At 67.3% G+C, this 23,279-nt stretch carries 21 protein-coding genes; 11 read left to right on the top strand and 10 right to left on the bottom strand.

What is annotated here, in order from left to right; genetic code table 11:
* The first annotated feature begins 21 nt into the window (after positions 1-21).
* The 5 genes from ligD to xth all read left to right on the top strand — a co-directional run bounded on the left by ligD (position 22) and on the right by xth (position 6,271).
* Positions 22-2,493 (top strand): DNA ligase D, encoded by a 2,472-nt coding sequence (ligD, locus tag J0I99_RS17245; protein WP_291398797.1) that lies wholly within the window; start codon positions 22-24, stop codon positions 2,491-2,493.
* A 9-nt stretch (positions 2,494-2,502) separates the two neighbouring features.
* Positions 2,503-3,405, top strand: coding sequence for a Ku protein (locus J0I99_RS17240; RefSeq protein ID WP_291398766.1), 903 nt, complete (start codon positions 2,503-2,505; stop codon positions 3,403-3,405).
* 182 nt (positions 3,406-3,587) lie between these two features.
* A complete protein-coding gene (locus tag J0I99_RS17235; protein WP_291398765.1) occupies positions 3,588-4,667 on the top strand; it encodes a tetratricopeptide repeat protein in 1,080 nt (359 codons plus the stop codon).
* A gap of 184 nt (positions 4,668-4,851) precedes the next feature.
* On the top strand, positions 4,852-5,493 hold the full coding sequence (locus J0I99_RS17230; RefSeq protein ID WP_291398796.1) for an alpha/beta family hydrolase: 642 nt from the start codon (positions 4,852-4,854) through the stop codon (positions 5,491-5,493).
* A gap of 4 nt (positions 5,494-5,497) precedes the next feature.
* Positions 5,498-6,271 carry an exodeoxyribonuclease III gene (gene xth / locus J0I99_RS17225; protein ID WP_291398764.1) on the top strand — a complete coding sequence of 258 codons (774 nt, stop codon included), beginning with the start codon at positions 5,498-5,500 and terminating at the stop codon, positions 6,269-6,271.
* Here xth and pip read toward each other — a convergent pair.
* The 7 genes from pip to J0I99_RS17190 form a co-directional block, all read right to left on the bottom strand.
* Positions 6,268-7,212, bottom strand: a complete 945-nt coding sequence (gene pip / locus J0I99_RS17220; protein ID WP_291398763.1) for a prolyl aminopeptidase — start codon at positions 7,210-7,212, stop codon at positions 6,268-6,270. The genes xth and pip overlap by 4 nt on opposite strands.
* Before the next feature lie 133 nt (positions 7,213-7,345).
* Positions 7,346-8,548, bottom strand: coding sequence for a pyrroloquinoline quinone biosynthesis protein PqqE (pqqE, locus tag J0I99_RS17215; RefSeq protein WP_291398762.1), 1,203 nt, complete (start codon positions 8,546-8,548; stop codon positions 7,346-7,348).
* On the bottom strand, positions 8,545-8,862 hold the full coding sequence (pqqD, locus tag J0I99_RS17210) for a pyrroloquinoline quinone biosynthesis peptide chaperone PqqD (protein ID WP_291398795.1): 318 nt from the start codon (positions 8,860-8,862) through the stop codon (positions 8,545-8,547). Before pqqD ends, pqqE begins: the two co-directional genes overlap by 4 nt.
* A gap of 8 nt (positions 8,863-8,870) precedes the next feature.
* Positions 8,871-9,635: a pyrroloquinoline-quinone synthase PqqC gene (gene pqqC, locus J0I99_RS17205; RefSeq protein WP_291398761.1), complete on the bottom strand. Its 765-nt coding sequence runs from the start codon at positions 9,633-9,635 to the stop codon at positions 8,871-8,873.
* Positions 9,632-10,534, bottom strand: coding sequence for a pyrroloquinoline quinone biosynthesis protein PqqB (gene pqqB / locus J0I99_RS17200; protein ID WP_291398760.1), 903 nt, complete (start codon positions 10,532-10,534; stop codon positions 9,632-9,634). Before pqqB ends, pqqC begins: the two co-directional genes overlap by 4 nt.
* Positions 10,535-10,564: 30 nt before the next feature.
* Positions 10,565-10,648, bottom strand: a complete 84-nt coding sequence (gene pqqA, locus J0I99_RS17195) for a pyrroloquinoline quinone precursor peptide PqqA (protein WP_291390513.1) — start codon at positions 10,646-10,648, stop codon at positions 10,565-10,567.
* A gap of 103 nt (positions 10,649-10,751) precedes the next feature.
* The gene (locus J0I99_RS17190; RefSeq protein WP_291398759.1) at positions 10,752-11,813 is read right to left on the bottom strand and encodes a LysR family transcriptional regulator; all 1,062 of its coding nucleotides are present in this window, start codon (positions 11,811-11,813) and stop codon (positions 10,752-10,754) included.
* Between the two features lie 160 nt (positions 11,814-11,973).
* On the opposite strand from J0I99_RS17190, the gene J0I99_RS17185 reads away from it, so the two are divergent.
* From J0I99_RS17185 to J0I99_RS17160, 6 genes are all read left to right on the top strand, one after another.
* Positions 11,974-13,020, top strand: coding sequence for a malate/lactate/ureidoglycolate dehydrogenase (locus J0I99_RS17185; RefSeq protein WP_291398758.1), 1,047 nt, complete (start codon positions 11,974-11,976; stop codon positions 13,018-13,020).
* A gap of 68 nt (positions 13,021-13,088) precedes the next feature.
* Positions 13,089-14,243, top strand: coding sequence for a Gfo/Idh/MocA family oxidoreductase (locus J0I99_RS17180; protein ID WP_291398757.1), 1,155 nt, complete (start codon positions 13,089-13,091; stop codon positions 14,241-14,243).
* Positions 14,244-14,454: 211 nt separating this feature from the next.
* Positions 14,455-15,384, top strand: a complete 930-nt coding sequence (locus tag J0I99_RS17175; RefSeq protein ID WP_291398756.1) for a substrate-binding domain-containing protein — start codon at positions 14,455-14,457, stop codon at positions 15,382-15,384.
* A 59-nt stretch (positions 15,385-15,443) separates the two neighbouring features.
* Positions 15,444-16,874 carry a sugar ABC transporter ATP-binding protein gene (locus tag J0I99_RS17170; RefSeq protein WP_291398755.1) on the top strand — a complete coding sequence of 477 codons (1,431 nt, stop codon included), beginning with the start codon at positions 15,444-15,446 and terminating at the stop codon, positions 16,872-16,874.
* A complete protein-coding gene (locus tag J0I99_RS17165) occupies positions 16,871-17,803 on the top strand; it encodes an ABC transporter permease (RefSeq protein ID WP_291398754.1) in 933 nt (310 codons plus the stop codon). Before J0I99_RS17170 ends, J0I99_RS17165 begins: the two co-directional genes overlap by 4 nt.
* Entirely contained in the window at positions 17,800-19,200 is a 1,401-nt protein-coding gene (locus tag J0I99_RS17160; RefSeq protein ID WP_291398753.1) for an FGGY-family carbohydrate kinase, read from the top strand. The genes J0I99_RS17165 and J0I99_RS17160 overlap by 4 nt, the downstream gene beginning before the upstream one ends.
* Here J0I99_RS17160 and J0I99_RS17155 read toward each other — a convergent pair.
* The 3 genes from J0I99_RS17155 to J0I99_RS17145 form a co-directional block, all read right to left on the bottom strand.
* Entirely contained in the window at positions 19,197-20,393 is a 1,197-nt protein-coding gene (locus J0I99_RS17155; RefSeq protein WP_291398752.1) for an ROK family transcriptional regulator, read from the bottom strand. The genes J0I99_RS17160 and J0I99_RS17155 overlap by 4 nt on opposite strands.
* 130 nt (positions 20,394-20,523) lie before the next feature.
* The gene (locus J0I99_RS17150; RefSeq protein ID WP_291391683.1) at positions 20,524-21,675 is read right to left on the bottom strand and encodes a mandelate racemase/muconate lactonizing enzyme family protein; all 1,152 of its coding nucleotides are present in this window, start codon (positions 21,673-21,675) and stop codon (positions 20,524-20,526) included.
* Positions 21,676-21,793: 118 nt separating this feature from the next.
* Positions 21,794-23,272, bottom strand: coding sequence for a mannitol dehydrogenase family protein (locus J0I99_RS17145; protein WP_291398751.1), 1,479 nt, complete (start codon positions 23,270-23,272; stop codon positions 21,794-21,796).
* Positions 23,273-23,279: the final 7 nt, after the last annotated feature.

Genomic DNA, 23,279 nt, shown 5'->3' with positions numbered 1-23,279 from the left:
TCGGTGGACCCTAGCGTTTCGATCATGGCCGACAAGCTCAGCAGTTACCGCCGGAAGCGCGACTTCTCCAGGACATCTGAGCCCGCGGGCGCGACCGGCGCCGGTGGCGGAACGCGCTTCGTGGTGCACAAGCACTCGGCCACCGCCGACCACTATGACCTCAGGCTCGAGCACGGCGGCGTGCTGCTCAGCTGGGCCGTCCCCAAGGGCCCCTCGCTCAATCCCGCCGACAAGCGGCTCGCCGTGCACACCGAGGATCATCCACTCGAATATGTCGACTTCGAGGGCGTGATCCCCGAGGGCGAGTATGGCGGCGGGCCGATGATCGTCTGGGATACCGGCGATTGGGCCCCGATGGAGGACGTCGACGCCGGCCTCAGGAAGGGCGGCTTCAAGTTCCGGCTGTGGGGCGAAAAGCTGAAGGGCGGCTGGATGTTGACCCGGCTCAAGGGCCGCCCCGGCGACGAGGGCAAGGACAACTGGCTGCTGTTCAAGGAGCACGACCAGGCGGTCGACACCGAGACCGATATCCTCACCGCCCGTCCGGAGAGCGTGAAATCCGGGCTGACAACGGAGCAACTGCTCGAAGCGAACAAGCCCAAGCCCGTGGTGGCATTGAAGCCGGGCAAGCTCGCGGGGGCGGTGAAGGCCCCGCCGCCGGGCCAGATCGAGCCGCAGCTCGCGACCGCGGCGCAGAAGCCGCCCGCGGAGACGAAGGCGGCAAGCTGGGTGCACGAGATCAAGTTCGACGGCTACCGCACCATCGCCCATGTCATCGACGGCAAGGTGCAGCTCATCACCCGCAGCGGCATCGACTGGACCAGGCGCTATGGCGACCTGCCCCGGGAGTTCGCCGAGCTGCCGGTCAAGCAGGCGATCATCGACGGCGAGATCGTGGTGCTGGACGACAAGGGGATATCGCGCTTCGCCGCGCTGCAGGATGCACTGTCGGAGGGGGCGGGGAGCAAGCTCCACTTTTACGCCTTCGACCTGCTCTACCTGGACGGCTACGACCTGCGGGGAGTCGAGCTGGTCGAGCGCAAGCGAATGCTGGCGCAGGTGCTGGGCGGGCATGTCAGTGGCCGCTCGGCGATCCAGTTCAGCGACCATGTCGAGGGTGACGGCGAGGCCCTCTACGAACGGGCATCGGAACTGGGGCTGGAGGGCATCGTCTCGAAGCGGGCCAACGCCGGATATCAATCCGGGCGCACCACGACCTGGATGAAGATCAAGGCGCTCAATACCGGCGACTTCATCATAGCCGGTTATACCGTGTCGGACCGGGCCGAAGGTCTGGCTTCGCTGGCGCTGGCGGAATGGATCGGCGACGAGCTGCAATATCGCGGCAAGGTCGGCACCGGCTTCGGCTCCGCCATGCTCGGGCAGCTGCTGCGGCGGCTGGAGCCGCTGCAGGACCCGACGCTGAAGCTCGACGGCGCGCCGAAAGACATCATCTGGGTGCAGCCGGTGTTGCGTTGCCACGTGCATTTCGCCAACCGCACCACCGACGGCATGCTGCGGCACGCGGTGTTCAAGGGCCTCCACGGCGAGGCCGAACTCACCGCCTCGGCGGCGCCGCGCAAGCGGCTCATCACCGATGCCGACCTCGCCTCGATCTCGATCACCAACCCGACGCGGCGGCTGCTCGGCAAGAGCGGGCCGACCAAGCTCGATATCGCCGTCTACTACGCCGCGGTGGGCGACTTCATGCTGCCGCACCTGTTCAACCGGCCGGTGTCGCTGTTCCGCTGCCCGACCGGGCTGGTGAAGGACTGCTTCTTTCAGCGCCATGCCTTCAAGGGCATGCCGCCCTCGATCAACGTGTTCGAGACGCAGAACTCCGACGAGGAGGACAAGACCTACCTCACGGTCGAGGACGCCAAGGGCTATCTCGCGCTGGCGCAGTTCGGCGTGATCGAGTTTCACGCCTGGGGCTGCCACCTCACCCATCTCGAAAAGCCCGACCGGGTGACCTTCGACCTCGATCCCGGCGAGGGGATCGAATGGCGCGAGGTGGTGGAAGCTGCGGTGCATTTGAAGGCCGAGCTCGAGGCGCTCGGGCTCGTGCCCTTCGTCAAGACCTCGGGCGGCAAGGGCATCCACCTCGTCGTGCCGATCAAGCCGAAACTCACCTGGAAGCAGGTGCACGCGGCGACCGGTGACATCGCCGCAGCGCTGGCGAAGACCGCGCCCGATACTTTCGTGACGGTTATCGGCGCCGCCAACCGCAAGCGGCGCATCCTTATCGACATCCATCGAAATGCGCGTTCCGCGACGGCGGTATCACCCTATTCGCTGCGTGCCCGGACCGGCATGCCGGCCTCGACGCCGCTCGACTGGCGGGACCTCGAGAGCATCGACGCTCCAGTCGATCTGAACTATTCTACCCTTCCGGGATTGTTAACCACGACAGGCGATCCGTGGGCCGAGATTAACGAGTTCGCTCGTGATCTGCCTGCACTGTCGAAGGCTGGACGAAGTACGCGCGCGTAGGAGGCGAGGGTGGCACCGAGAGCAAGTTGGAAGGGCTATATCAAGCTGAGCCTGGTGAGCTGCCCGGTGAAGATGTTTCCGGCAACGACGACGTCCGAGCGCATCACTTTCAACCAGCTGCACAAGGACACGCACAACCGGATCAACATGAAGCCGGTGGACCCCGAGCTGGGGCTCGTGGAGCGTTCCGATCTCGTCAAGGGCTACGAATACGAGGACAAGCAGTACGTCATCATCGAGGACAGTGACCTCGAGGCGGTGCGGATCGAGTCCAGCCACACCATGAACATCGAGGCCTTCGTCGACGAGGACGAGGTCGACGTCATCTACCAGGATGCGCCGTACTACCTCGCGCCCGACGGTGCGATGGCCGAGGAGACCTTCATCGTCCTGCGCGAGGCGATGCGCCGTTCGGGCAAGCTCGCCGTGGCGCGCTTGGTGATGTCGAGCCGGGAGCGGGTGATCACCATCGGCGCGCGCGAGACGGGTATGTTCGTCACGACGCTGCGCAACCCCAATGAGGTGCGCGGCACGGCCGAATATTTCGGCAACATCCCGGTCGGCAAGCCCGACGAGGAAATGCTGCAACTCGCCGAAAAGCTGATCGAGCAGAAGGTCAAGAAGTTCGATCCAAAGGACTACGAGGATCGCTACGAGGCCGCGCTGATGGCGATGATCCGCGAGAAGCTCAAGGGCCACAAGCCGATCATCGCGCAGGCGCCGGAGCGCGGCAACGTCGTCAACCTCATGGATGCGCTGAAGGCGAGCCTGAGCCAGAGCAAGCCCGCCGCGCCGAGCAAGGCCAAGGCAGAGCCGGCTGCGAAGCCCGCGGCGAAGAAGCCGACGCTGAAGGAAGCGGTGGAGGCTTCGAAGGCGGTCGCGGGGAAGACGGCGGCTCGGAAGAAGGCTTAGGCTCTCAATCTGCTGCGCGTGACTGCCCCTCACCCCGGCCCTCTCCCCATAGGGGAGAGGTGGCGATCGGCGCACCGGCTGTGCCAAACGCGTCCCCTCGCCCCTCTGGGGAGAGGGCTAGGGTGAGGGGCGCCAAGCGAGCGGGCCTAGCGGATCAACTCGCCAATCTGTAGAATCGCCTGATGCGGAAAGCGGACAGCACCATCGGTATCGTGGGGGCGCTCAGTGCGTTTCCACGACGGCTGGCGGCGCGCGCCCTCGCCGCCAAGGGCAGCCGGCTCAGGCGCGGCAATACGCGCCACACCAGCACGATCGTCCTGGGCCGGACGCTGCTCGACAAGCTCTCAGACGCCGAGATCGAGGCCAAGGTCGATGCGCTGCGCGATGCAGGGGCAACGCTCACCAGTGAAAACGGCTTCCTGCGCCTCCTCGGCCTGCTGTCGGCGCCTGAGCAATCGAACCTCGGCCGGCAATCGCTGCTCGACCAGTCGCGGCTCGATGTGCGCGCCTTTGATCTCATGGCGCTGTTCGACGCATTCGAGCATGACGCCGAGCCGTTCTCGTTCCGCGACCTGATCCTTTCCCGCAAATATGCCGGGCTGCTGGCGGGCGGCGCCACCTGGGGGGCGATTGCGCGTTCCGTGCACCGTTCCGGGCCGGTGCAGTCGCTGACGGCGATGTCGCTGCATCCGGGCGGGCCGACGCGTATCCATGCGCTGATCGGCGACGAGAAGGCCGAACTCGACGGGCAGCGGCTGTTGCCGCTGGCGCCGGTCGAGGACGAGTCTGAGGAGTATTTCGCGCTGGCCGAGGCGGCGGAGGCGAACGGGTTGTTCGCCGAGGCGGCGGTGCTCTATGGCCACTGCCTCGCGATCGACCCCAGCGACTCCGTGGCCGCCTATAACCGTGGCAATTGCCTCAGGGCGATCCACGACAATTCCGATGCCGCGGCCTCGTACATGCAGGCGATCAAGCGCGATCCGGAGTTTGTCGAGGCGTGGTTCAACTATGCCGGCCTGTTGCGCGAAGAGGGCAAGGTCGTGCCGGCGCGGGAGCACCTGAACCGGGCGATCGAGATCGACCCCGACTATGCCGACGCGGTCTACAACCTCGCGACGCTCGAATACGATGCTGGCCAGCTGGCCGAGGCGCGGCGCTGGTGGGCGCGCTATCTCGAGCTCGACCAGAATTCGGAATGGGCGCGCACGGCGGCCCGGGGTATCGCCTATGCCGACGCCCAGCTGCGGCGATCGGCGGGCTGATGGCGAGCGCACCCACCGCAAGCGACGTTGTTGCCATTCTCCACGGAGTCATTCCCGCGAAAGCGGGAACCTCTGTTTTGGTGCAGCCCGCACCGCCGCAAACGGAGATCCCCGCTTTCGCGGGGATGACCCGGTGGGTAGGAGTGACATCGAGGGTCGTGGCGGCGGTGGAGCGCAGAACCTGATGGCGACGAGCTTCCTCTTCGATGGTCCCGAGGATGCGCGCGTCACCATCATGCTGGCGCATGGCGCCGGGGCGCCGATGGACTCGGCGTCGATGAACGCCACCACCAAGGCGCTGGCGGCGGCCGGGTTCCGCGTCGCGCGGTTCGAGTTCGCCTACATGGCCGCGCGGCGCAGTGGTGTGCGCAAGCCGCCACCGAAGGCCGAGACGGTGATGGTGGAATATGTCGCCGCCATCGACGATCTCGGCCCAACCGACGGGCCGCTGGTCATCGGCGGCAAGTCGATGGGTGGGCGGGTGGCCAGCATGATCGCCGATGCCGAGTTCGAGGCGGGGCGCATCGCCGGGCTGCTCTGCCTCGGCTATCCCTTCCATCCGCCGGGGCGGCCGACGCAGCTCCGCACCAAGCACTTGATCGGGCTCAAGTGCCCGGCGCTGATCTGCCAGGGGACGCGCGACGAGTTCGGCGTGCGCGACGAGGTCGCGACCTACGGACTGTCGCCGAAAATCGAGGTGAAGTGGCTCGATGACGGCGACCATGACCTCAAGCCCCGCAAGGCGATCTCGGGCTTCTCGACGGCGGACCACCTGAAGACGGTGGCCGACAGCGTCACCGCCTGGGTCGGGCGCATCGCGCCGTAACCCCTTGAAGATCGCCACCTTCAACATCAACAACGTCAATCGCCGGTTGGACAACCTGCTGGAATGGCTCGACGAAGCCAAACCGGACGTCGTCTGCCTGCAGGAGCTCAAGGCGCGCGACATCCAGTTCCCGCAGACGGCCCTCGCCAATGCCGGCTATGGCGCGGTGTGGCGGGGCGAGCCGAGCTGGAACGGCGTCGCCATCCTCGCCCGAGGAGCCGAGCCGGTGCTGACCGCGGACGAGTTGCCGGGCGATCCTGAGGACCGGCAGGCCCGCTACATCGAGGCGGCCGTGAACGGGGTGGTGATCGCCTGCCTCTATGCGCCGAACGGAAATCCGCAGCCGGGACCGAAGTTCGACTACAAGCTGGCATGGGGCGAACGGCTGCTCGCGCACGCGGCGGAACTGCTGGACAGCGGGCTGCCCGTGGTGATCGCCGGCGATTTCAACATCGTGCCCGAGCCACGCGATATCTACGTCACCACGTCCTACAAGGACAACGCGCTGGTGCAGCCGGCACCACGGGCGCAGTTTGCAGGGCTGCTCGAGCAGGGCTGGACCGACGCGCTGCGCAAGCTCCATCCCGACGCGACGCTCTATACGTTCTGGGACTACATGCGGAACCGCTGGGAGCGCGACGCCGGGCTGCGGCTCGACCACTTCCTCATTTCCCGGAAGCTGGTGAAGCAGCTCAGGTCCGGCGGCGTCGACAGGCAGGTGCGCGGCCGCGAGGGGGCAAGCGACCACGCCCCAGTGTGGATCGAGCTCGATGTCTAGGTGAGTTCCGCTATCGCGGCCTTCACCGCATCGGTGATGCCCGGATCGCCAAGCAGGTGCCCGGCGGACGGCACGGTGACGACCTTCGCATCCGGCCACTGCGCGGCGAGCGAGGCCGAGACGCGCGGTGGGCACAGCAGGTCGTACTGGCCCTGGACGATCACGCCGGGGATGCCGGCAAGGCGATGGGCGTTGGCCAGCAGTTGGTCGGGGGCGAGGAAGCAGTCGTTCGAGAAGTAATGCGCCTCCATGTAGGCGGAAGGCGGCGTGCGGGCGGCTGGGTCGTTCACCGTCGCCAAATCGAGCCGCGTGCCTTCCGGCCTGATGCTGGCGAGGGTCTCCTCCGTGGCCGCATAGGCGCGGGCCGCCGGGGCGTTGATGACCGGGTCGGCAGCGAGGATGCGCGCAAAATAGCTGCGCAGCGGGTCGTCTCGCTCCGGCCCGTCGAGCAGGCTCAGGAAGTCGTCGTAGAGCGCGGGGTAGAATGTCCGCGGCGCCGTCCCGAAGGACCAGTCGAGCTCATCGGCCGTGCCAAGGAAGGTGGCGCGCAGGACGATGCCGCTGACATGCCCGGGGTGCGCCTCGGCGTAGGCGAGCCCGAGCGTGGCGCCCCAGGATCCGCCGACGACCAGCCACTTGTCGATGCCGAGCCGCGTGCGGATCGCTTCCATGTCGGCAATGAGGTGCTGCGTAGTGTTGGCGTGGCGCGAGCCATGCGGCGTGCTACGGCCGGCGCCGCGCTGGTCGAACAGCACGGCATAGTGGCGCTCGGGGTCGAACAGCTGGCGATGCGAGGGCTGGCAGCCGCTGCCGGGGCCACCGTGCAGGAACACAACCGGGATGCCGGTCGGCCGGCCGACCGTCTCGACGTAGAGCTCATGCCCATCGCCGACCGGCAGGCGGAAGGTCACCAGCGAAGTATTGGTGTCGTCAAGGGGCATTGCTCGGGCTCTCCTACCCCACCGGCTGTCATCCCTGCGAAAGCAGGGATCCAACTCTCAGCTGGCGCGGGCGGTGACATCGATCCCTGCCTTCGCAGGGATGGCACCTGTGCTGAGGCAAGACCGTGCCTCCTCAGACCTCTTCCGGCTCCAGCGTGCCGCCGGCGAAGTTGCGGTAGATGTAGCGCGTGGTTCCCGTGGCCGCCTCGGTTTCGGCGGTCTTGAAGATGCGCTCGTGATGGGGCGAGAGGTGGCAGGCGGGATCGGTGTTGCCGGCGTCGCCGGTCAGCGCGAAGGCCTGGCAGCGGCACCCGCCGTAGTCCATTTCCTTGAACGCGCAGCCCTGGCACGGCTCCGGCATCCAGCCCGTGCCGCGGTACTTGTTGAAGGCATCGGAGTTCTGCCAGATCCAGGCGATCGAGTGGTTGGAGCGGACGCTCTCGAAGTCCAGCGTCGTGATCGTCTCCGCCGCGTGGCAGGGAAGGATCTTGCCCGAGGGGGTGATGTTGAAGAACTGCCGGCCCCAGCCGCCCATGCACTTCTTGGGGCGGAGCGCGTAGTAGTCGGGCACCACGTAATCGATGTCGAGGATGCCCTTGAGGCGGACCTGCGCTTCCTCGACGACGCGGGTCGCCTCGTCGATCTGCTCGATCGAGGGCATCAGCGCGGCACGGTTCTTCAGCGCCCAGCCATAGTACTGGACGTTCGCCACCTCGATGCGGTCGGCATCGAGCGCGACGGCGAGGTCGATCATTTCGGGCAGCTGGTGCAGGTTCTGCCGGTGCATCACGGCGTTGACGGTCAGCGGCAGGCCGAGCTCGCGCGCCCAGCCGGCAGCCTCGAGCTTCTTGGCGTGGCCGTTCCTGAACCCGCCGATGCGGTTGGCGAGCACCGGATCGTTGGCCTGGAAGCTGATCTGGATATGGGCGAGCCCGGCATCGGCGAGGGCCTCGAGCTTGTCGCGGGTGAACAGCACCGCCGAGGTGATGAGGTTGGTATAGAGCCCGAGGTCGTTGGCGAACTTCACCAGCTCGACGATGTCCTTGCGGACTGTCGGCTCGCCGCCGGAAAAGTGGACCTGCAGCACGCCGATCTCGGCGAGCTCGGTCAGCACCTTCTTCCATTCGTCGGTGCTGAGCTCGTTGCCGGCGCGCTCCATCTCGACGGGGTTGGAGCAGTAGCCGCATTGCAGCGGGCACCGGTGCGTCATCTCGAGCAGCACGGCCAGCGGGATGCCGTAGGTCTCGGCGATCGACTTCTCGCGGCCCTCCATGATGGCAAGCCCGTCCGTGCTGTCGTCCAGCACCGGACTTGCGTCGGTCAGCGTCGGGCTCATGGCTTTGGCTCCTTCGCTGCCACGACGAAGCCGGAATCGGCCAGGTCCTGCAGCATGGCGATGACGTCGCCGGCGATCTCCTCGCGCGGGGCGGCATAGCGTTCCGCCAGGATGTCGAGGACGGCGGCGACGGAGGTCTTGCCGTCGCAGAGCTGCAGGATTTCGACCGCGGTTTCGTCCGGGGCCATGACGCGCTCGGGGACCAGCAGCACCCAGCGCTGGCGGCTGTCGTCGAAGCGCAGGCGCACGCCGCGGGCGAGGGTGGGGACGCTCGTCTCCTCGACCTTCAGGCGGCGGCGCAGCGCGGGGGCGATCGTCTCGCTCATTGTGCGCTCGGCACGAAGGCGCCCGGCGGGATGTGACCGTCGACATAGGCGTGATAGAGCGCATCGAGTTGCACCCAGAGCACGTTGGTCTTGAAGATCAGCGCGTTGCAGACGAGCTGGCGCTCGTAGGGGGTCCTGGCGTGCTCTTTGACGTATCTCAGCGCAAACTCGGCATCGCGCGGCGCCTGGGTCAGGCGGCGGCTGAAATAGCTCATCACGTCCGGGTTCACGAAGTCGTAGTGCTTCAGCATGCCCGAGATGCGCTCCTCGTGAATGTTCGGCGCGAACAGCTCGGTGAGCGAGGAGGCGATGGCCTCGAGCGGGGACTTTTCGCGCACGAAATGCACATAGGCCTCGACGGCGAAGCGCGTGGCCGGCAGGATCCCTTCCGCGCTCTCGACATAGGCCGTATCGAGGCCGAGGCCCTCGGTCAGCTTGATCCAGCGCTCGATGCCGCCCTCCGTGCCAATGTCGCCATCATGGTCGGAGATGCGGTGGCGCCACTCGATGCGGGTGTCGCGGTCGCGGAAGCGGGAGATCACCACCGCATCCTTGATGGGGATCGTCGACTGGTAGTAGTAGCGATTGAGCGCCCAGGCCTGCACCTGACCCTTGCTGAGCTTGCCGCCATGCAGCAGGCCGTGGAACGGGTGGAGGCTATGGTAGCGCGTGGCGCCGATGAAGCGCAGCTGCTCCTCGAGCTGCTCGGGCGTATCGAGTGGAGCATCGGCCGGCACGGAAAAGGCCGTCAGGGCAGTCATAGCGTAATCTCCATCCCGTCGGCGGGGATTCGCCAGCCGGCGTGTTCGGCGGCCTGGCGCTCGGGTGAGCCGGGCATCAGGGCGGGGTTAGAATTGTTGATGTGCAGGAAGAGCTTGCGCTCGATGCCCAGGTGCTCGAGCGCCGGGATCGTCGCCGACATGGCCATGTGGCCCATGCGCTGGCCGGTCTTCTGGCTGAGGCCGGCCCGGATCATCTCGTCGTCGGTCCACAGCGTGCCGTCGAAGAAGACGAGCTTGCTGCCGCGCAGACAGGCCTCGACCTCGGGCGTGAGGGCGGCGCAGGCGGCGAGGAAGACGAAGCTCTCGCCGTTGGCCTTGTCGCGGATGACGAAGCCGAGCGTGTCGCCGTCCTCGTTGGCCCGGCTTTCCTCGACAAAGAGGGCCGCCTTGCCGGGGGTGACGAAGGGCAGGACCTCGAGGCCGGAGGGCGTGCCGTCGGGCAGGGTCGGCTCGAAAGCGGTGTCGGCCTCGATCGCGTGGCGCGGCACGAGGCTGGGCCTCAGGACGTTGAAGACGCTGTTGCCCGCGAGCAGTTCGAGCACGCGTGGGTGGCCATAGAGGTTGAACGCCGTGCCCTCGCGCAGGGAAAGCAGGCCGGCAATTGCGTCGATCTCCCCGTTGGAAAGGATCACGCCGGCAATCGGGCTGTGGCGCAACGCCCGGGGGTGCAGCGCCGGGGTATCGGTGATCTGCTGGCGCAGGTCGGGCGAGGCGTTAATGAGGAACCAGTTCTGCCGATCGGCGCTGAAGGCGATCGAGGCCTGGGTCATCCGCATTTCGGGGTGGCCGGTGCGGGCGGCGTTGCAGTTGGCGCAGCCACAGTTCCACTGTGGCACCCCGCCACCTGCCGCGGTCCCCAGGACGACGATGCTGAGCATGTGACCGGTCCCCGCGGCAGGATCAGCGTGCTACTTGCGGGTCGCGCAAGCGTACATGTTGATTTCCATGCTCACCGGAACTTCGACGAGCCGGGGCTTCTTCCATGCCTTCATTTGGGATCTCCTCACGATTGGGCGGCGGTGTTGCCGCACGGGTGAGGATTGCCGAGATCAATGCAGGACGCACTCTATCGCATTGATAGAAATGCCTTATTGTTTAGAAATCGGAGAGAGAGGGTCGGTCGAGGAACGGCGGGGTCGGGCGGATGGCGGGCAGCGCGAGGCTGGCGCCCGCCGCCTGCAGGGCATTGATCAGGCTCTCGTACGGCTCCTGCCGCCGATACTGCGAGGCCACCAGTGCGACGATGCGGCGCGCCTCGGCATTGATGCGGTAGAGGCGAACACCATCGAGCGAGGTGCCTCCGCTGAGGGTTGAAAGGGCGGGAGCCAGGCAGATGCCGGAGCCGGCGCGGACGAGGCCCAGAGCCACCTCGAAGCTGCGGCACTGGGCAACGACTCGATGCTCGGGCAGCATGTGATCGTACCAGTCGGCGACGCGCTTGGCGTGCTGCGTGCCGAAGATGAACTGAATGGAGCGGTTGAGGATGGCGGCCGCATCGGCGGGCAGGTCGGCTGCGTCGGCGATACCATCGAGGTCGAGGCGCTCGGGGACGACGAGGACGTAGGGGTCTTCGATCACCGGAACCTGCAGGAAGCCGACACCGGCCTCGGCCACGGAATTGGCGGCGAGCAGGCCGATATTAACGCGGCGGCTGTAGAGCATCTCGAGGATGTCGCCCGGGGCGCTCTCCTGGATGTCGAAATCGGCATCGGGGAACTTCGCCTGCACGCTGGCGATGGCGTCGGGCAGGACAACCCGCAGGACCGAATTGATACCCGCAAGCCGGATGGTGACGCGCTGGCCGCCGGAGTACTGGGCGAGGCCATCCTCGAGGTCCTGCATGTTGCGCAGGATCTGCTCCGCCTTGGGCAGCAGGAACGTGCCTGCTTCGGTCAATGTCATCTCAGTCGCGTGGCGGCGGAAAAGGCGGGTGCCGGCTGTCGCCTCGAGCTTGGCGAGCTGCTGGGACAGCGAAGGCTGTGCGAGGCCGAGGTGCTTGGCCGCCCGCGTCAGGGTCTCGGAATGGGCGACGGCCCAGAAGATGCGCAACTGGTGCAGGGTGATCTCGGCGCGGCGCCGACGGGACGAGCGGCCATCTCCGCGGTCGAGCAACTGGCCCAGTTCGCCGGAAAAAGTGCGGTCGTCGGTATCGCTCATCGACATTGCTCCCCGCTGGTCGTGTCAGAGCTAGCGCGCTCGCTCCATCGGATTGCCTATGAATTGCATTGGTGGCAGGGGCAACGCGGCGAAAGTGGGAGTGCCATCGACCGGGGAACCGGGTATCCACTTGCATCCGCATAGGCACCGGGAGCGCTCCATGGCCGAGGTCAACTACACATACGTTCCATGGGAGCAGCTACAGGCGAGAACCATCGCCGTGTTCCGCGCCGCGGGATCCGACCTGCGCGAAGCCCAACTGATCGCCGAGCACCTGGTCGAGGCGAACCTGCGCGGGCATGACTCGCATGGCGTCGGCGTCGTGCCGATGTACCTGGGCAGCCAGCGCGCCAAGGGGCTGGTGCTCAACCAGGAGCTGCGGGTCGCGATCGACACCGGCGCGATGCTGATCTGCGATGCCGGGCTCGGCGCGGGGCAGGTGATGGCGCACGATGCGATGGTGCTCGGTATCGAGCGCGCCAGGGACGAGGGCAGCGCCATCGTCAGCCTGCGCAACAGCCACCATATCGGTCGCATCGGCCACTGGGCCGAACAGTGCGCGGCGGCCGGCATGGTGTCGATCCACTTCGTCAACGTCGTCGCCGGTGCGATTGTCGCGCCGTTCGGCGGCACGCAGGCCCGGCTCGGCACCAATCCCTTCGCCGCGGCGTTCCCGCGCGCCGGCCAGCCGCCGGTGGTGGTGGACTTCGCGACCAGCACCTTGGCCTCGGGCAAGGTGCGCGTCGCGCACAACAAGGGCGTACCCATTCCCGCCGGTGCACTGCTCGACAACCAGGGCAAGCCGACTACCGATCCCGGCAAGCTGTTCGAAACGCCGCCCGGGGCGCTGACCACGTTCGGCGAGCACAAGGGCTGGGGGCTGATGCTGGCCTGCGAACTGCTGGGCGCCGCGCTGGTCGGGGCGCCGACCCAGCATGTCGGGCCGGGCACCGGCACCGTCATCAATTCGATGTTCTCGGTGATCGTCTCGCCCGAGCGGCTCGGCACGGCCGGACTGTTCGCCGGGGAACTCGAGGCCGTCCTCGGCTGGGTCACCTCCGAGGATGGGGTCCGGCTGCCGGGGCAGCCCGAGCTCGACTCGAGGAGCGTGCGCATCGCCAATGGCATCCCGGTAGATCCGGCAACGCTCGATCAGCTGGAGGCGGCCGCTCGCGATGTGGGGATGAATGGGTTCCTCGCGGCATAGGCCGCCGGGTAAGGCATTGCAGGTGGCCGGGTTGCCGGCTGCTGTCCTGGGATGATTGGGAGTTCGGCGTGAAGATCGGTATTTTCGGGCTCGGGGCCAGGGTTGGGTACCTGGCCAAACTCGCGGTGCAATCGGTGCCCGGGGCTCGTCTCGTGGGGTACGTCGACCCGAGCCCGTTCGGTTTGCCGCTGCTGGCCGAGGCCGGCATCGACGCCGGCCGGGCGTTCGCCTCCCCGCAGGAGTTGCTGGCGGCCGAAAAGCTCGACCTGCTGATGGTCGGCTCGCCTAACCACATGCACCTCGAACATATTCGCATCGGGCTCGAAGCCGGGCTCAAGGTCTTCACCGAAAAGCCGGTGGTGACCAGCGAGGACGAGACCTGGCAGCTGCTCGAGCTCCTGCGCCAGTCCGGCGGCGCGGACTCGGTGATGATCGGACTGGTGCTGCGCTATGCGCCGCTCTACCGTGATCTGGTCGCGAGCTACCGGCAGGGCGCCCTGGGCACGATCACCTCGATCGAGGCAAGCGAGCATATCGCGCCCTATCATGGCGCGTTCTTCATGCGCGACTGGCGGCGGCACACCCGCTATTCGGGCGGCTTCATCCTCGAGAAGTGCTGCCACGACATCGACCTTTACCAGGGGCTGGTGGGCAGCCGCCCCGTGCGGGTCGCGAGTTTCGGGGGGCGCAAGACCTTTGTGCCCGAGAACATGCCGAACAAGGCGGGGATCAACGACCTCGAGGTCTATTTCAGGAAGCCCGGTGGCTGGGAAAGCACCGACAGGGTATGGGACAGCGACGCCGACATCATCGACTACCAGACGGCACTGGTGGAATACGCGGGTGGCGAGAACCTCTGCTTCCACACCAACCTCAACGTGCCCGACGAATACCGGCACTTTACCGTCATCGGCACGCACGGCATGGCCGAGGGCGACTTCGTGCGCAACTACTACCGGGTGCACGACGCGCGCACCGGCGAAAGGCTCGTCGACAAGGGCTACCGGGCCGACGCCGGCCATGTGCACTACGGCGCCGACGAGCAGATGATCGCCGACATCTTCGCGCACGTGACCACGGGGGTGCCGCTGCCCGTATCGATCCTCGACGGACTCGAAGCGGGCCTGACCGCGATCAAGATCGACGAGGCGCGGGGCAGTCGGCAGGTGATCGAGATGGGCGAGACGTGGCGGCAGTTCGACAGCTTCGGTCTGAGGGGATAGGTCGTAGGACCCATCGCCTCTCAACGGGGGCCTCCGTGGCCGCACGCTCCGCAAGCAGAGGTTACCGCTTTCTCGGAAATGACTCAGTGGGTGGTTGGCAAGAACGCGGATGGCGCGCGCATGGCAAGCAGACGGATTCCCGGTTCGTAGGGCTTTGCGGGCGGGGGCGTCGCCGATAATGTCGCGCCCGGAATTTACGGAGGACTCCATCATGCTCAAGACCATCGCAGCCCTGGGGCTCGCGGCAACCCTGGCGCTCGGCGTCTCGCCGGCGGCGCTCGCCGCAGGCGAGAAAGTGTCCGTCATCACCCCGTTCCTTGCGGCCATCGCCACGGGCGAGATGATCGAGGCGTTCAAGGCCAAGGCGGCCGAGTACCAGTGGAGTGTCGACGTGGTCGACACCGCCGGTGACATGGCGGCGTTCGCGAGCCGCGTCGAAGACGCCACCACCAGCGGGGCCAAGGCCATCGTGCTGGTGTCGGTCGACCCGGCGCAGATTCAGGACCAGGTCGACAAGGCCAAGGCTGCCGGCGTGCCGGTGATCACCATCGACGGCGCGAAGAACGCCTCGAGCGTGCTCAACGTCACCTCCGACAACTATGCGCTCGGCGAGACGATGACCAAATTCCTGTTCGAGCAGATCGGCAACAAGGGCAACATCGTTCGCTTCTTCTACTCGGCGCATCCGGGCGTACATCAGCGCGAGCTGGCGCTCGACGATGCGCTGAAGGCCAATCCGGACGTCAAGCAGGTCGCCGACCACTACGTCGCCGTCCCGGGCCAGGTCGATGACAGCCGCGCCGCCATGGACGCCATGCTGCTCGCCAACCCGGGCGACGGCGCCATCAACGCGGTGTGGGCGGCCTGGGACGAACCCGGCATCGGGGCCGAACTGGCCATTACCGCGGCGGGGCGCAAGGGCATCATCATCGCCGGCATCGACGGCAATCCGCAGGCGATCGAGCTGATCAAGGGCTGCACGCCCTATGTCGGCACGGTGCGGCAGGGCTTTGGCGAAATGGCCAATATCGCCGCCGATCAGCTCAACAAGATCCTTGCCGGGGGCACGCCGGACAAGGACGAGCTCTACGCGCCGGTGGAACTGATCACCCGCGCGAGCCTCGGAGTCACCTGCAACTGACCCTGCTCGAACTCAAGGGCATCAGCCGCCGGTTCGGAGCGACACACGCGCTCGAGGATGTGAGCCTCGCCCTCGGTGAGGGCGAGGTGCTCGGGTTGGTCGGCCCCAATGGGGCCGGCAAGTCGACCCTGATCAAGATCATCGCCGGAGCCGATCGGCCGGATGCGGGCGAGGTGCTCGTCGACGGCGGGCCGGCCCACTTTCATTCGGCTCATGACGCCTATGCGGCCGGGATCAGGGTCATTCACCAGGATGCGCCGCTGGTGCCGGGCTTCGATACGGTCGAGAACTGCTATCTCGGCCGCGAGTATCCGCGCCGACACGGGATGATCGACCGTGCCGCGATGCGGGAGCGGATCGCCATGGTAGCGCGCGATATCGCGCCCGACCTGCCGCTCGACGTACCGATGATGTTCCTGCCGCCGGCCGAGCGGCAGTTCGTACGGCTGCTCAGGGCCATCGCCGACAAGGGCCGTATCCTCATCCTCGACGAACCGACGGCGGCGCTGCCGGCCGAGGATGCCGAGCGGTTCTACGACGTGCTCAAACGCACGCGGGACCGGGGCACCTCGATCGTTCTGGTCAGCCACCGGCTCGACGAGATCGCAGATTTCTGCGGGCGCGCCGTGGTGCTGCGCGACGGGCGGATCGTGGCTCGGCTGGGTGCCGGCGAAGTGACACCCGAGGCGATGATTGGCGCGATGGGCGGCAGCGCCGTGGAGCGTTCGACCCGCGCCACGGACACGAGCGCGCCGAAAGTGATTGAGGTCGAGGCCCTCGTTGCCGGCGATCTGACCCGGCCGGCATCGCTGCAGGTTCATGCCGGCGAGGTGATGGCGCTGTACGGGTTGGCCGGTTCGGGCCGCTCGAGCCTGCTCAATGCGATCTGGGGTGCCATCGGCTGGACCGGGTCCATGCGGCTGATGGGCGACGCCTATGCGCCGCGCAGCCCGCGCGAGGCCATCGCGCGCGGCGTGTCCTGCGTGCCGGCCGACCGGCACCGAAGCGGCCTGTTTCTCGACCAGGACCTGATCTTCAACAAGACGTTGCCGCTGCTCTCGAGCTACCGGCGGATACGCGGCCTGCCGGTCCCGCACGCCGCTTCCGAGCGCGATGCGTTTCTCGTCGCCGCCGAGCGCGTGTCGCTCAGCTATCGCGAGCCGGGCCAGCTGGCGCGCACGCTCTCGGGCGGCAACCAGCAGAAGCTGATCTTCTCGCGCTGGGCCAACCGGCACTCGCGGGTCATGCTGCTCGACGAGCCGACCGAGGGCGTCGACGTGATGGCAAAGGCCACCATCAAGGACATCATCCGGGCGATCGCGGCGGACGGCAACGCCGTGCTGGTCTCGACGTCCGATCGCGACGAGGCGCTGGAGCTGGGCGATCGCATCGCGGTGTTCCGCCAGGGCGGCATCGTCAGGATATTCTCGCGGGCGGAGGCGAGTGCCGAGGCGCTGTCGGCTGCCGCGCAATCGAGGGAGGCGGCGTGACCCGCACCAATCTCAATCGCTTCGGCACGCTGATCGCGTTCGTCGTCCTGTGCGTGGGCTTCTCCATTGCCTCGCCGACCGCCTTCGCCACGCCGGCCAACGCGTTCAACCTCGTCCAGCAAATGGCGACGCTGGCAATCGTCGCCACGGCGGCGACGCTGGTGATGACCATTTCGGAATTCGACCTTTCGGTCGGGTTCTCCGCCTCGCTCGCGGCGGTGATTTGCTTCGTGCTGTTCGGGCTAGGCTATGACGTCTGGCTGGCGGTGCCTGCCGCCCTGCTGGTCGGCATCGTCGGTGGAGCGGCCAATGGGGTGCTCGTGGCGCGCTTCGGCATTCCTTCGTTCGTCGCGACGCTGGCGCTCGGGACGATCCTCTCCGGCTTCGCCTTCGGCCTGAGCGGCGGACAGAGCCTGTTTCAGAAAGTACCGGATGCCTTCAAGGGCCTGGCGAGGGGCGATGTTTTCGGCATCCCCGTGCTCGGCTTCTGGATCGTGCTGGTGCTGGGCATCGCCGCCTTTGTGCTCAACCAGACCGAATTCGGGCGCCGGCTCAAGGCGATCGGCGGCAATGCGCAGGCAGCGCGCCTGGCCGGGTTGCCGATCGTGCGCGATGTGATCGTGACCTTCGCCATTGCCGGCGGGTTGTCGGCGCTGGCCGGGCTGCTGCTCGCCTCGCGGCTGGGCAGCGTGCAGCACACGATGGGCGAGCCGCTGCTGTTGCCGGCCTACGCGGCGGTGTTCATCGGGACGACGGCCTCGCCCACCGGGGCGCCGACCGTCGCCGGCACACTACTCGGCGTCGCCATCACCGGGGTGATGGTCAACGGCATGACCATTGTCGGGGTGGAACCGTTCGTGCAGCGCATCCTGACCGGCGTCATCATCATCGTCGCCGTGCTGCTGCGGCGGGTGGGACGGGCGCAATGAACGTGCTGGTGCTCGACTGCGGCAGTTCCGCGCTCAAGGCCACCATTTTCGCGGCCGATGGGGCGGTGATCGCGTCGGTCGATGCCGGCTACCCCACGGAACCGGCGCTGCATCGTCGCGATCCGCTCGACTGGTGGCGGGCGACGGTGGACGCGGTCGGCAAGCTGCCGCGCGAAGGGATCGGCGCGATCTCGCTGACCGGCATGATGGAGAACCTGATCGCGGTGGACGCGGCGGGGGAGCCGGCAGGCGAGGCCGTACTCTACTCCGATCCGGTGGGGGCGACGGCGCTCGAGGCTGTTGCGGCCAAGCTCGAAGCGGCGGGGGCGATGGCAATCCTCGGCAACGCGCCGGAGCCGTTGATGACGGCGTTCAAGCTGATGGCGCTTGGGGCAGAGGGCGCCACGCGCCTGTTGCCGGGCTCGAAGGACTTCCTCGCGCTCCGGCTCACTGGCGTCGCGGCGACCGATGCAAGCTGCGCCAGCACGACCGGGCTGATGGATATCGGTACCCGGGACTGGTCGGACACCTTGGTCGACCTGCTTGGGATCGACCGCGGCCTGCTGCCGCCGGTCCTCCCGGCGGAGGCGGTGGTGGGTCCACTTGCCGATGCCGCCGCTGATGCACTTGGTCTCGTGGCCGGCATCCCGGTGTTCAACGGCTGTGGCGACGGCGCGGCGACGACCATCGGCAGCGGCGCCGAGCGGCCGGATGAGGTCAGCGTCTACCTCGGCACGAGCGGGTGGGTGGCCGGGGTCACGGCGGACGCCGACCGGGCGCCGCGGCCGTACTACCGACTGGCGCATCCGCTGCATGCGGGGCTGATCGAGATCGCGCCGATCCTCTCTGCCGGGGCGGCGGCGCACTGGGCGCGACACACGCTGGGGCTGACTCTTCCAGAGTCGGAGCGGCTTGCGGCAGAGGTGGATGCGGCACCGGGCTCGGCACTGTTCCTGCCCTATCAGAGCGGAGCGCGGTCGCCCTTCGTCGACCTCGAAGTGAGGGCGGGGTTCGTGCAGGTCGCGGCGTCGGACAGCAGCGCGACGCTCTATTACGCCGCCCTCGAAGGCGTGGCCTTTGCCATCGCCGCCAATGTCCGCGCGATGGGCGCGGCAGGTCCGGTCTATCTCGTCGGCGGTGGCGCGAGAAGTACCGTCTGGCCGCAGGTCTTCGCCGATGTGTTGGGGCGCACCGTGACGGTGCCGAAGGATCCCGTGCTGGCAGCAAGCCTTGGCGCCTATCGCGTCGCGGCGCGGGCACTCGGTCTCGGTGCCGGGGAGGCAGCGGTTGGCCGGGTCCTGCAGCCACGACCGGAACGCGCCGAGCGCATCGCCGCCCAGGCCCGGGCGTTCGAGCGCGCGACCGCCATGCTGCGGGAACTGGCGCGGTCAGACTAGGCGTCGTCGCCCAGCATGTCGCCGAGGTCGCGCGAGAAGTGCTTGCGGAACATCGTCAGCTGGGCCGCGCCGAGCGGCGTGGCGCGGGAGCCGAGCTTGCCGGCGGCGAGTTGCGGTCGCGTGGCGCCGATCAGTTCGGCGAGGCTGCGGTCGGTGGCGGCAACGAGCCGTTCGATGATCCCCTGCGGTGAAGTGCTGTCGATGATGACATGGTCGACCTCGAGCACCGCTGCAGTGTTGGCGATGATCTCCGCCATGGCGGCGCCGGCGTGCTCGATCCAGGGGGCGACATGGGGCTCCCACTCCGCCCAGGGCCAATCTGCCGGGTTGGCTGCCGGCAGGACGAGCCCGTCGGCGGCCAGTCGACGGGCCAACGCGCTGTGCGAAGCAAGGTCATGGCCGGTGGTCCGTAGGCCGGCGGGGTTGTTGACCAGCATGGAGCCGAGATTGGCGGAGTTGCCGGTCGGTCCCTCCCAGAGCCTGTGCTCGGCGGTGAGGCCGGCGCCCAGGTAGGTCGACACGAACAGGTGTACCAGGTTGGGCGGGCGCGGCGCAGGCGACATCACCACCTGGGCGAAGCAGGCGCAGTTGCCATCGTTGAACCAGGTGGTGGGCAGGGCGGTTGCGTTCTCCAGTGCGGCCGTCAGGTCAAGCTGGGACCACAGTGCCACCTGCTCCTCGGGGACGCCGGCGATCGTCATGAGGCGGTTCATATGGCTGGGCGAGGCGAGGCCGATGCCGGTCACGCGTCGGCGCATGCCCGGCTCGAGCGTGCTGATCAGGTCGGCGATGGCGCCGGCGGCTTCCTCGACGATGGTTCGGGCATCGGGATAGGCGAAATCGCGGCGGTAGCGGCCGAGTTCCTCGCCGCCGACATTGACCAGCATGATGTCGAGGTGACGCCACGAGATCTCGCAGCCGATGCCGTAGGCGCCGGTGTGGTCGAGGAAAAGCGGCGTGGCGGGCTGTCCGCGGCGACCGCGCAGCACCTCGCCGCGGGTGACGAGGCCATCGTCCTCGAGTTCGGTGACGATGGCTGAGGCGGTCTGCGGCGCGAGGCCCGTCCGCCGCGAAACCTCGGCATTGGAAAGCCCTGGGGTGAGGGCGATGGCAGTGAGCACGGCGCGGCGATTGGCGGCCCTCAGGCTCGCGTGCTGAACGCCCCGCTCCGCCGGTTTGAAGAAGTCCGCCACGCCTCGCCTCATCGCAGGATGGATCGACGCCAAACGGTGCCGACCCATGCCAGGTATGGAGTGAGGTCTGATTCCCGCGTCTGCAAGTAATAGATGGCGACCGAGGTCGGGGGTCAACCCACTACGATGACTACCAGTTGGTCACCGAGCCGTCGCGGCGGTAGAGCATGGGCGCCTGCCAGTACTTGAAGCTTTGCTTCTTGATGAGTTCCTCGTTGACCTCGACGCCCAGACCTGGGGCATCGCTGACCGGATAGTGTGCGCCCTCAAGCCGCGGCTGCACCGGAAAGAACTCTGAATTGTCGAAGCCCAGATGTGTCTCGGCGGGACTGGATCGTGTCTCCAGCCAGGAGAAATTCGGCACCGCGGCGGCGAAATGGACTGTGGCGGCGGTGCAGATCGGACCCAGAGGATTGTGCGGCATCATGTCGACATAGTGCGCCTCGCTCCAGCCAGCGACCTTCATCGACTCGGTCAGGCCCCCGACGTTGCACACATCGATGCGGTTGAACTGGTGGATGCCGCGCTCGATGTAGGGCAGGAACTGCCACTTGCTGGCGAACTCCTCGCCGATGGCGAAGGGGATGTCGGTGAGGGTGCGCAGCGACTCGTAGGCTTCCGGCGTCTCGTCGCGGATCGGCTCCTCGAGGAAGTCGAGCGTGCCCGAGGGCATCTTCTGGCAGAAGCTCGCGGCTTCGCCGACAGACAGGCGATGGTGGTAGTCGATGCCGAGCACGACATCCTCGCCCAGTTCCTCGCGCGCCTTGACCATCCACTTGGCCGTCCTGCCGATGTGTTCGCGCGGCTCGTAGATGGTCTCGCCGTGGCCTGATGGCGACAGGCGCATCGCGGTCCAGCCGTGCTCGATCAGCATCTTCGCCTGCTCGATCATTTCCGGGCCCGGCTCGCCGGAAGTGGTGGCGAAGGTCGGGATCCGGTCACGCACCTTGCCGCCGAGCAGCTGGTGCACCGGCACGCCCAGCGCCTTGCCCTTGATGTCGTGGAGGGCGATGTCGATGGCCGAGATCGCCGCCTGCAGCACGCGGCCGCCCTCGAAATACTGGCTGCGATAGAGCAATTGCCAGATGTGGCCGATCCGGAACGGATCCATGCCGACGAGGAACTCGGTATAGTGCTCGATGGCTCCGACCACCGCTTTCTCGCGGCCGCTGAGTCCGCTCTCGCCCCAGCCGAATACGCCTTCGTCGGTCTCGACCTTGACGATCAACTGGTTCCGGATGCCCACCCAGACGGCATAGGGCTTGATGGCGGTGATCTTCACGTTTGCTTCTCCCTCTGGCGCGGTTGAGTCCGGCGCGCTGCTGAGAGGGGGAGCCGATTGACGAGGCAGAGTCAATTCGACGAGCGGATTGTCGCCGGCTGTCGGCTGCCGAGGCTGGTCAAAGCTGGCCGGCGAGATAGCGTGTCAGGGTCGCGCTCGTGCCGACCTGCCAGAGCGTGCCGAGCGCGTGCGTGAAGGCTTCGACATAGGCCGGGTTGGTGCTGAGATCGCCGAAGATGTCGGTCATCGCCAGCCAGGCCCCGGGGTCGTCCTTTGCCCGCCTCGCCTGCGCGGTCAGGCGTTCCCAATTCGGATCGTTGGCCGGGATCGGCTTGCCGCTGTCGCTCTCGCCATAGCAGTAGCGGGCCCACAGGGCGGAGACGAGCGCCAGACCGGTGACGGACTGGCCTGCAGCGAGGCGATCGCGCGCCGAGGGCAGGATGAACTTGGGCTGGCGATTGGAGCCGTCGAGGCAGAGGCGCTGGATGGTGTCGCCGATCTTGGGGTTGGCGAAGCGCCGCTCGATCAGCGCGTAGTAGTCGTCGAGACTGGTATCGGGCACCGGCGGGACGATGGGGACGATCTCCTCGCGCTCGACCTTCTCGAGAAAGGCGCGGATCAGCGGGTGCTCCATGGCCTCGTGGACGAAATGGATATCCAGCAGGCCGGCCGGATAGGCGATGGTGGCGTGGCCGCCGTTGAGGATGCGGATCTTCATCAGCTCGAACGGGGCGACGTCGGGCACGAACTGCACGCCGACCTTCTCGAGCGCCGGGCGGCCGAGCGGGAACCGATCCTCCAGCACCCACTGCTTGAAACCCTCGCAGAACACGGGCCAGCGGTCGGCGATGCCGAACTCGTCGGCGATGAGCTGCCGCTCGCGCGCGCCGGTCGCGGGGGTGATGCGGTCGACCATTCCGTTGGGGAAGGCGACGGAATTCCTGATCCAGGAGGCGAACGCCGGATCGCTCAGTTCGGCGAGGCCGGCCACGGCGTTCTGGGTGACGTGTCCGTTGCCCGGGATATTGTCGCAGCTCATCACGGTGAAGGGCGGGATGCCCGCATCGTGGCGTCGCCTGAGGCCGGCGAGGATGAGGCCGAAGACGGTCCTGGGCGCATCCGGGCTTCGGGCGTCGCCGACGATGTCGGGGTGATCGGCGGCGAACTGCTGCGTGGCCGGGTCGATGTAGTAGCCGCCCTCGGTAATGGTGAGCGAGACTATGCGGATGGCCGGGTCGGCCAACTGGGCGATGATGGCGGCACCGTCGCCCACGGGCAGGAAGCCGACCATCGGGGCGGTGACGTGGACGCGGCTCTCGGCGGCCTCCTGCTCGACCACGCTGGTCAGCCAGTCCTGCGACTCGAGGGCGGCGCGCATGGCGATATCGGTGTCGCGCGTGCCCGCGCCGATCAGGGCCCAGTCATGGTCGAGGCCGAGGTTGAACAACTCGTCGAGATAGACGGCCTGGTGGGCGCGATGGAAGTTGCCGACGCCGAAATGCACGATGCCTGCCGTGAGATCGGACTGCCGGTAGCGCGGCACGGCGGCGAAGCGCGAGATCGCCTCGAGATTGTCGGCTTTGAGCTCTGTCGGCATGGCGTAA

This window comes from Devosia sp. (assembly GCF_017307495.1).
In the GTDB taxonomy this organism is placed as follows: Bacteria; Pseudomonadota; Alphaproteobacteria; order Rhizobiales; family Devosiaceae; genus Devosia_A.
This window is presented reverse-complemented; position numbering and strand designations above follow the sequence as displayed.

Excerpts from the sequence above, each read along its gene's own strand:
- pqqA (WP_291390513.1), bottom strand. The coding sequence starts at position 10,648 with ATGAAGGCATGGAAGAAGCCCCGGCTCGTCGAAGTTCCGGTGAGCATG.
- J0I99_RS17185 (WP_291398758.1), top strand. The coding sequence starts at position 11,974 with ATGGCCGAGGTCAACTACACATACGTTCCATGGGAGCAGCTACAGGCG.
- J0I99_RS17190 (WP_291398759.1), bottom strand. The coding sequence starts at position 11,813 with ATGAGCGATACCGACGACCGCACTTTTTCCGGCGAACTGGGCCAGTTG.
- pqqC (WP_291398761.1), bottom strand. The coding sequence starts at position 9,635 with ATGACTGCCCTGACGGCCTTTTCCGTGCCGGCCGATGCTCCACTCGAT.
- pip (WP_291398763.1), bottom strand. The coding sequence starts at position 7,212 with ATGCCCCTTGACGACACCAATACTTCGCTGGTGACCTTCCGCCTGCCG.
- J0I99_RS17145 (WP_291398751.1), bottom strand. The coding sequence starts at position 23,272 with ATGCCGACAGAGCTCAAAGCCGACAATCTCGAGGCGATCTCGCGCTTC.
- J0I99_RS17160 (WP_291398753.1), top strand. The coding sequence starts at position 17,800 with ATGAACGTGCTGGTGCTCGACTGCGGCAGTTCCGCGCTCAAGGCCACC.
- pqqE (WP_291398762.1), bottom strand. The coding sequence starts at position 8,548 with ATGAGCCCGACGCTGACCGACGCAAGTCCGGTGCTGGACGACAGCACG.
- J0I99_RS17230 (WP_291398796.1), top strand. The coding sequence starts at position 4,852 with ATGGCGACGAGCTTCCTCTTCGATGGTCCCGAGGATGCGCGCGTCACC.
- pqqB (WP_291398760.1), bottom strand. The coding sequence starts at position 10,534 with ATGCTCAGCATCGTCGTCCTGGGGACCGCGGCAGGTGGCGGGGTGCCA.
- J0I99_RS17175 (WP_291398756.1), top strand. The coding sequence starts at position 14,455 with ATGCTCAAGACCATCGCAGCCCTGGGGCTCGCGGCAACCCTGGCGCTC.
- J0I99_RS17235 (WP_291398765.1), top strand. The coding sequence starts at position 3,588 with ATGCGGAAAGCGGACAGCACCATCGGTATCGTGGGGGCGCTCAGTGCG.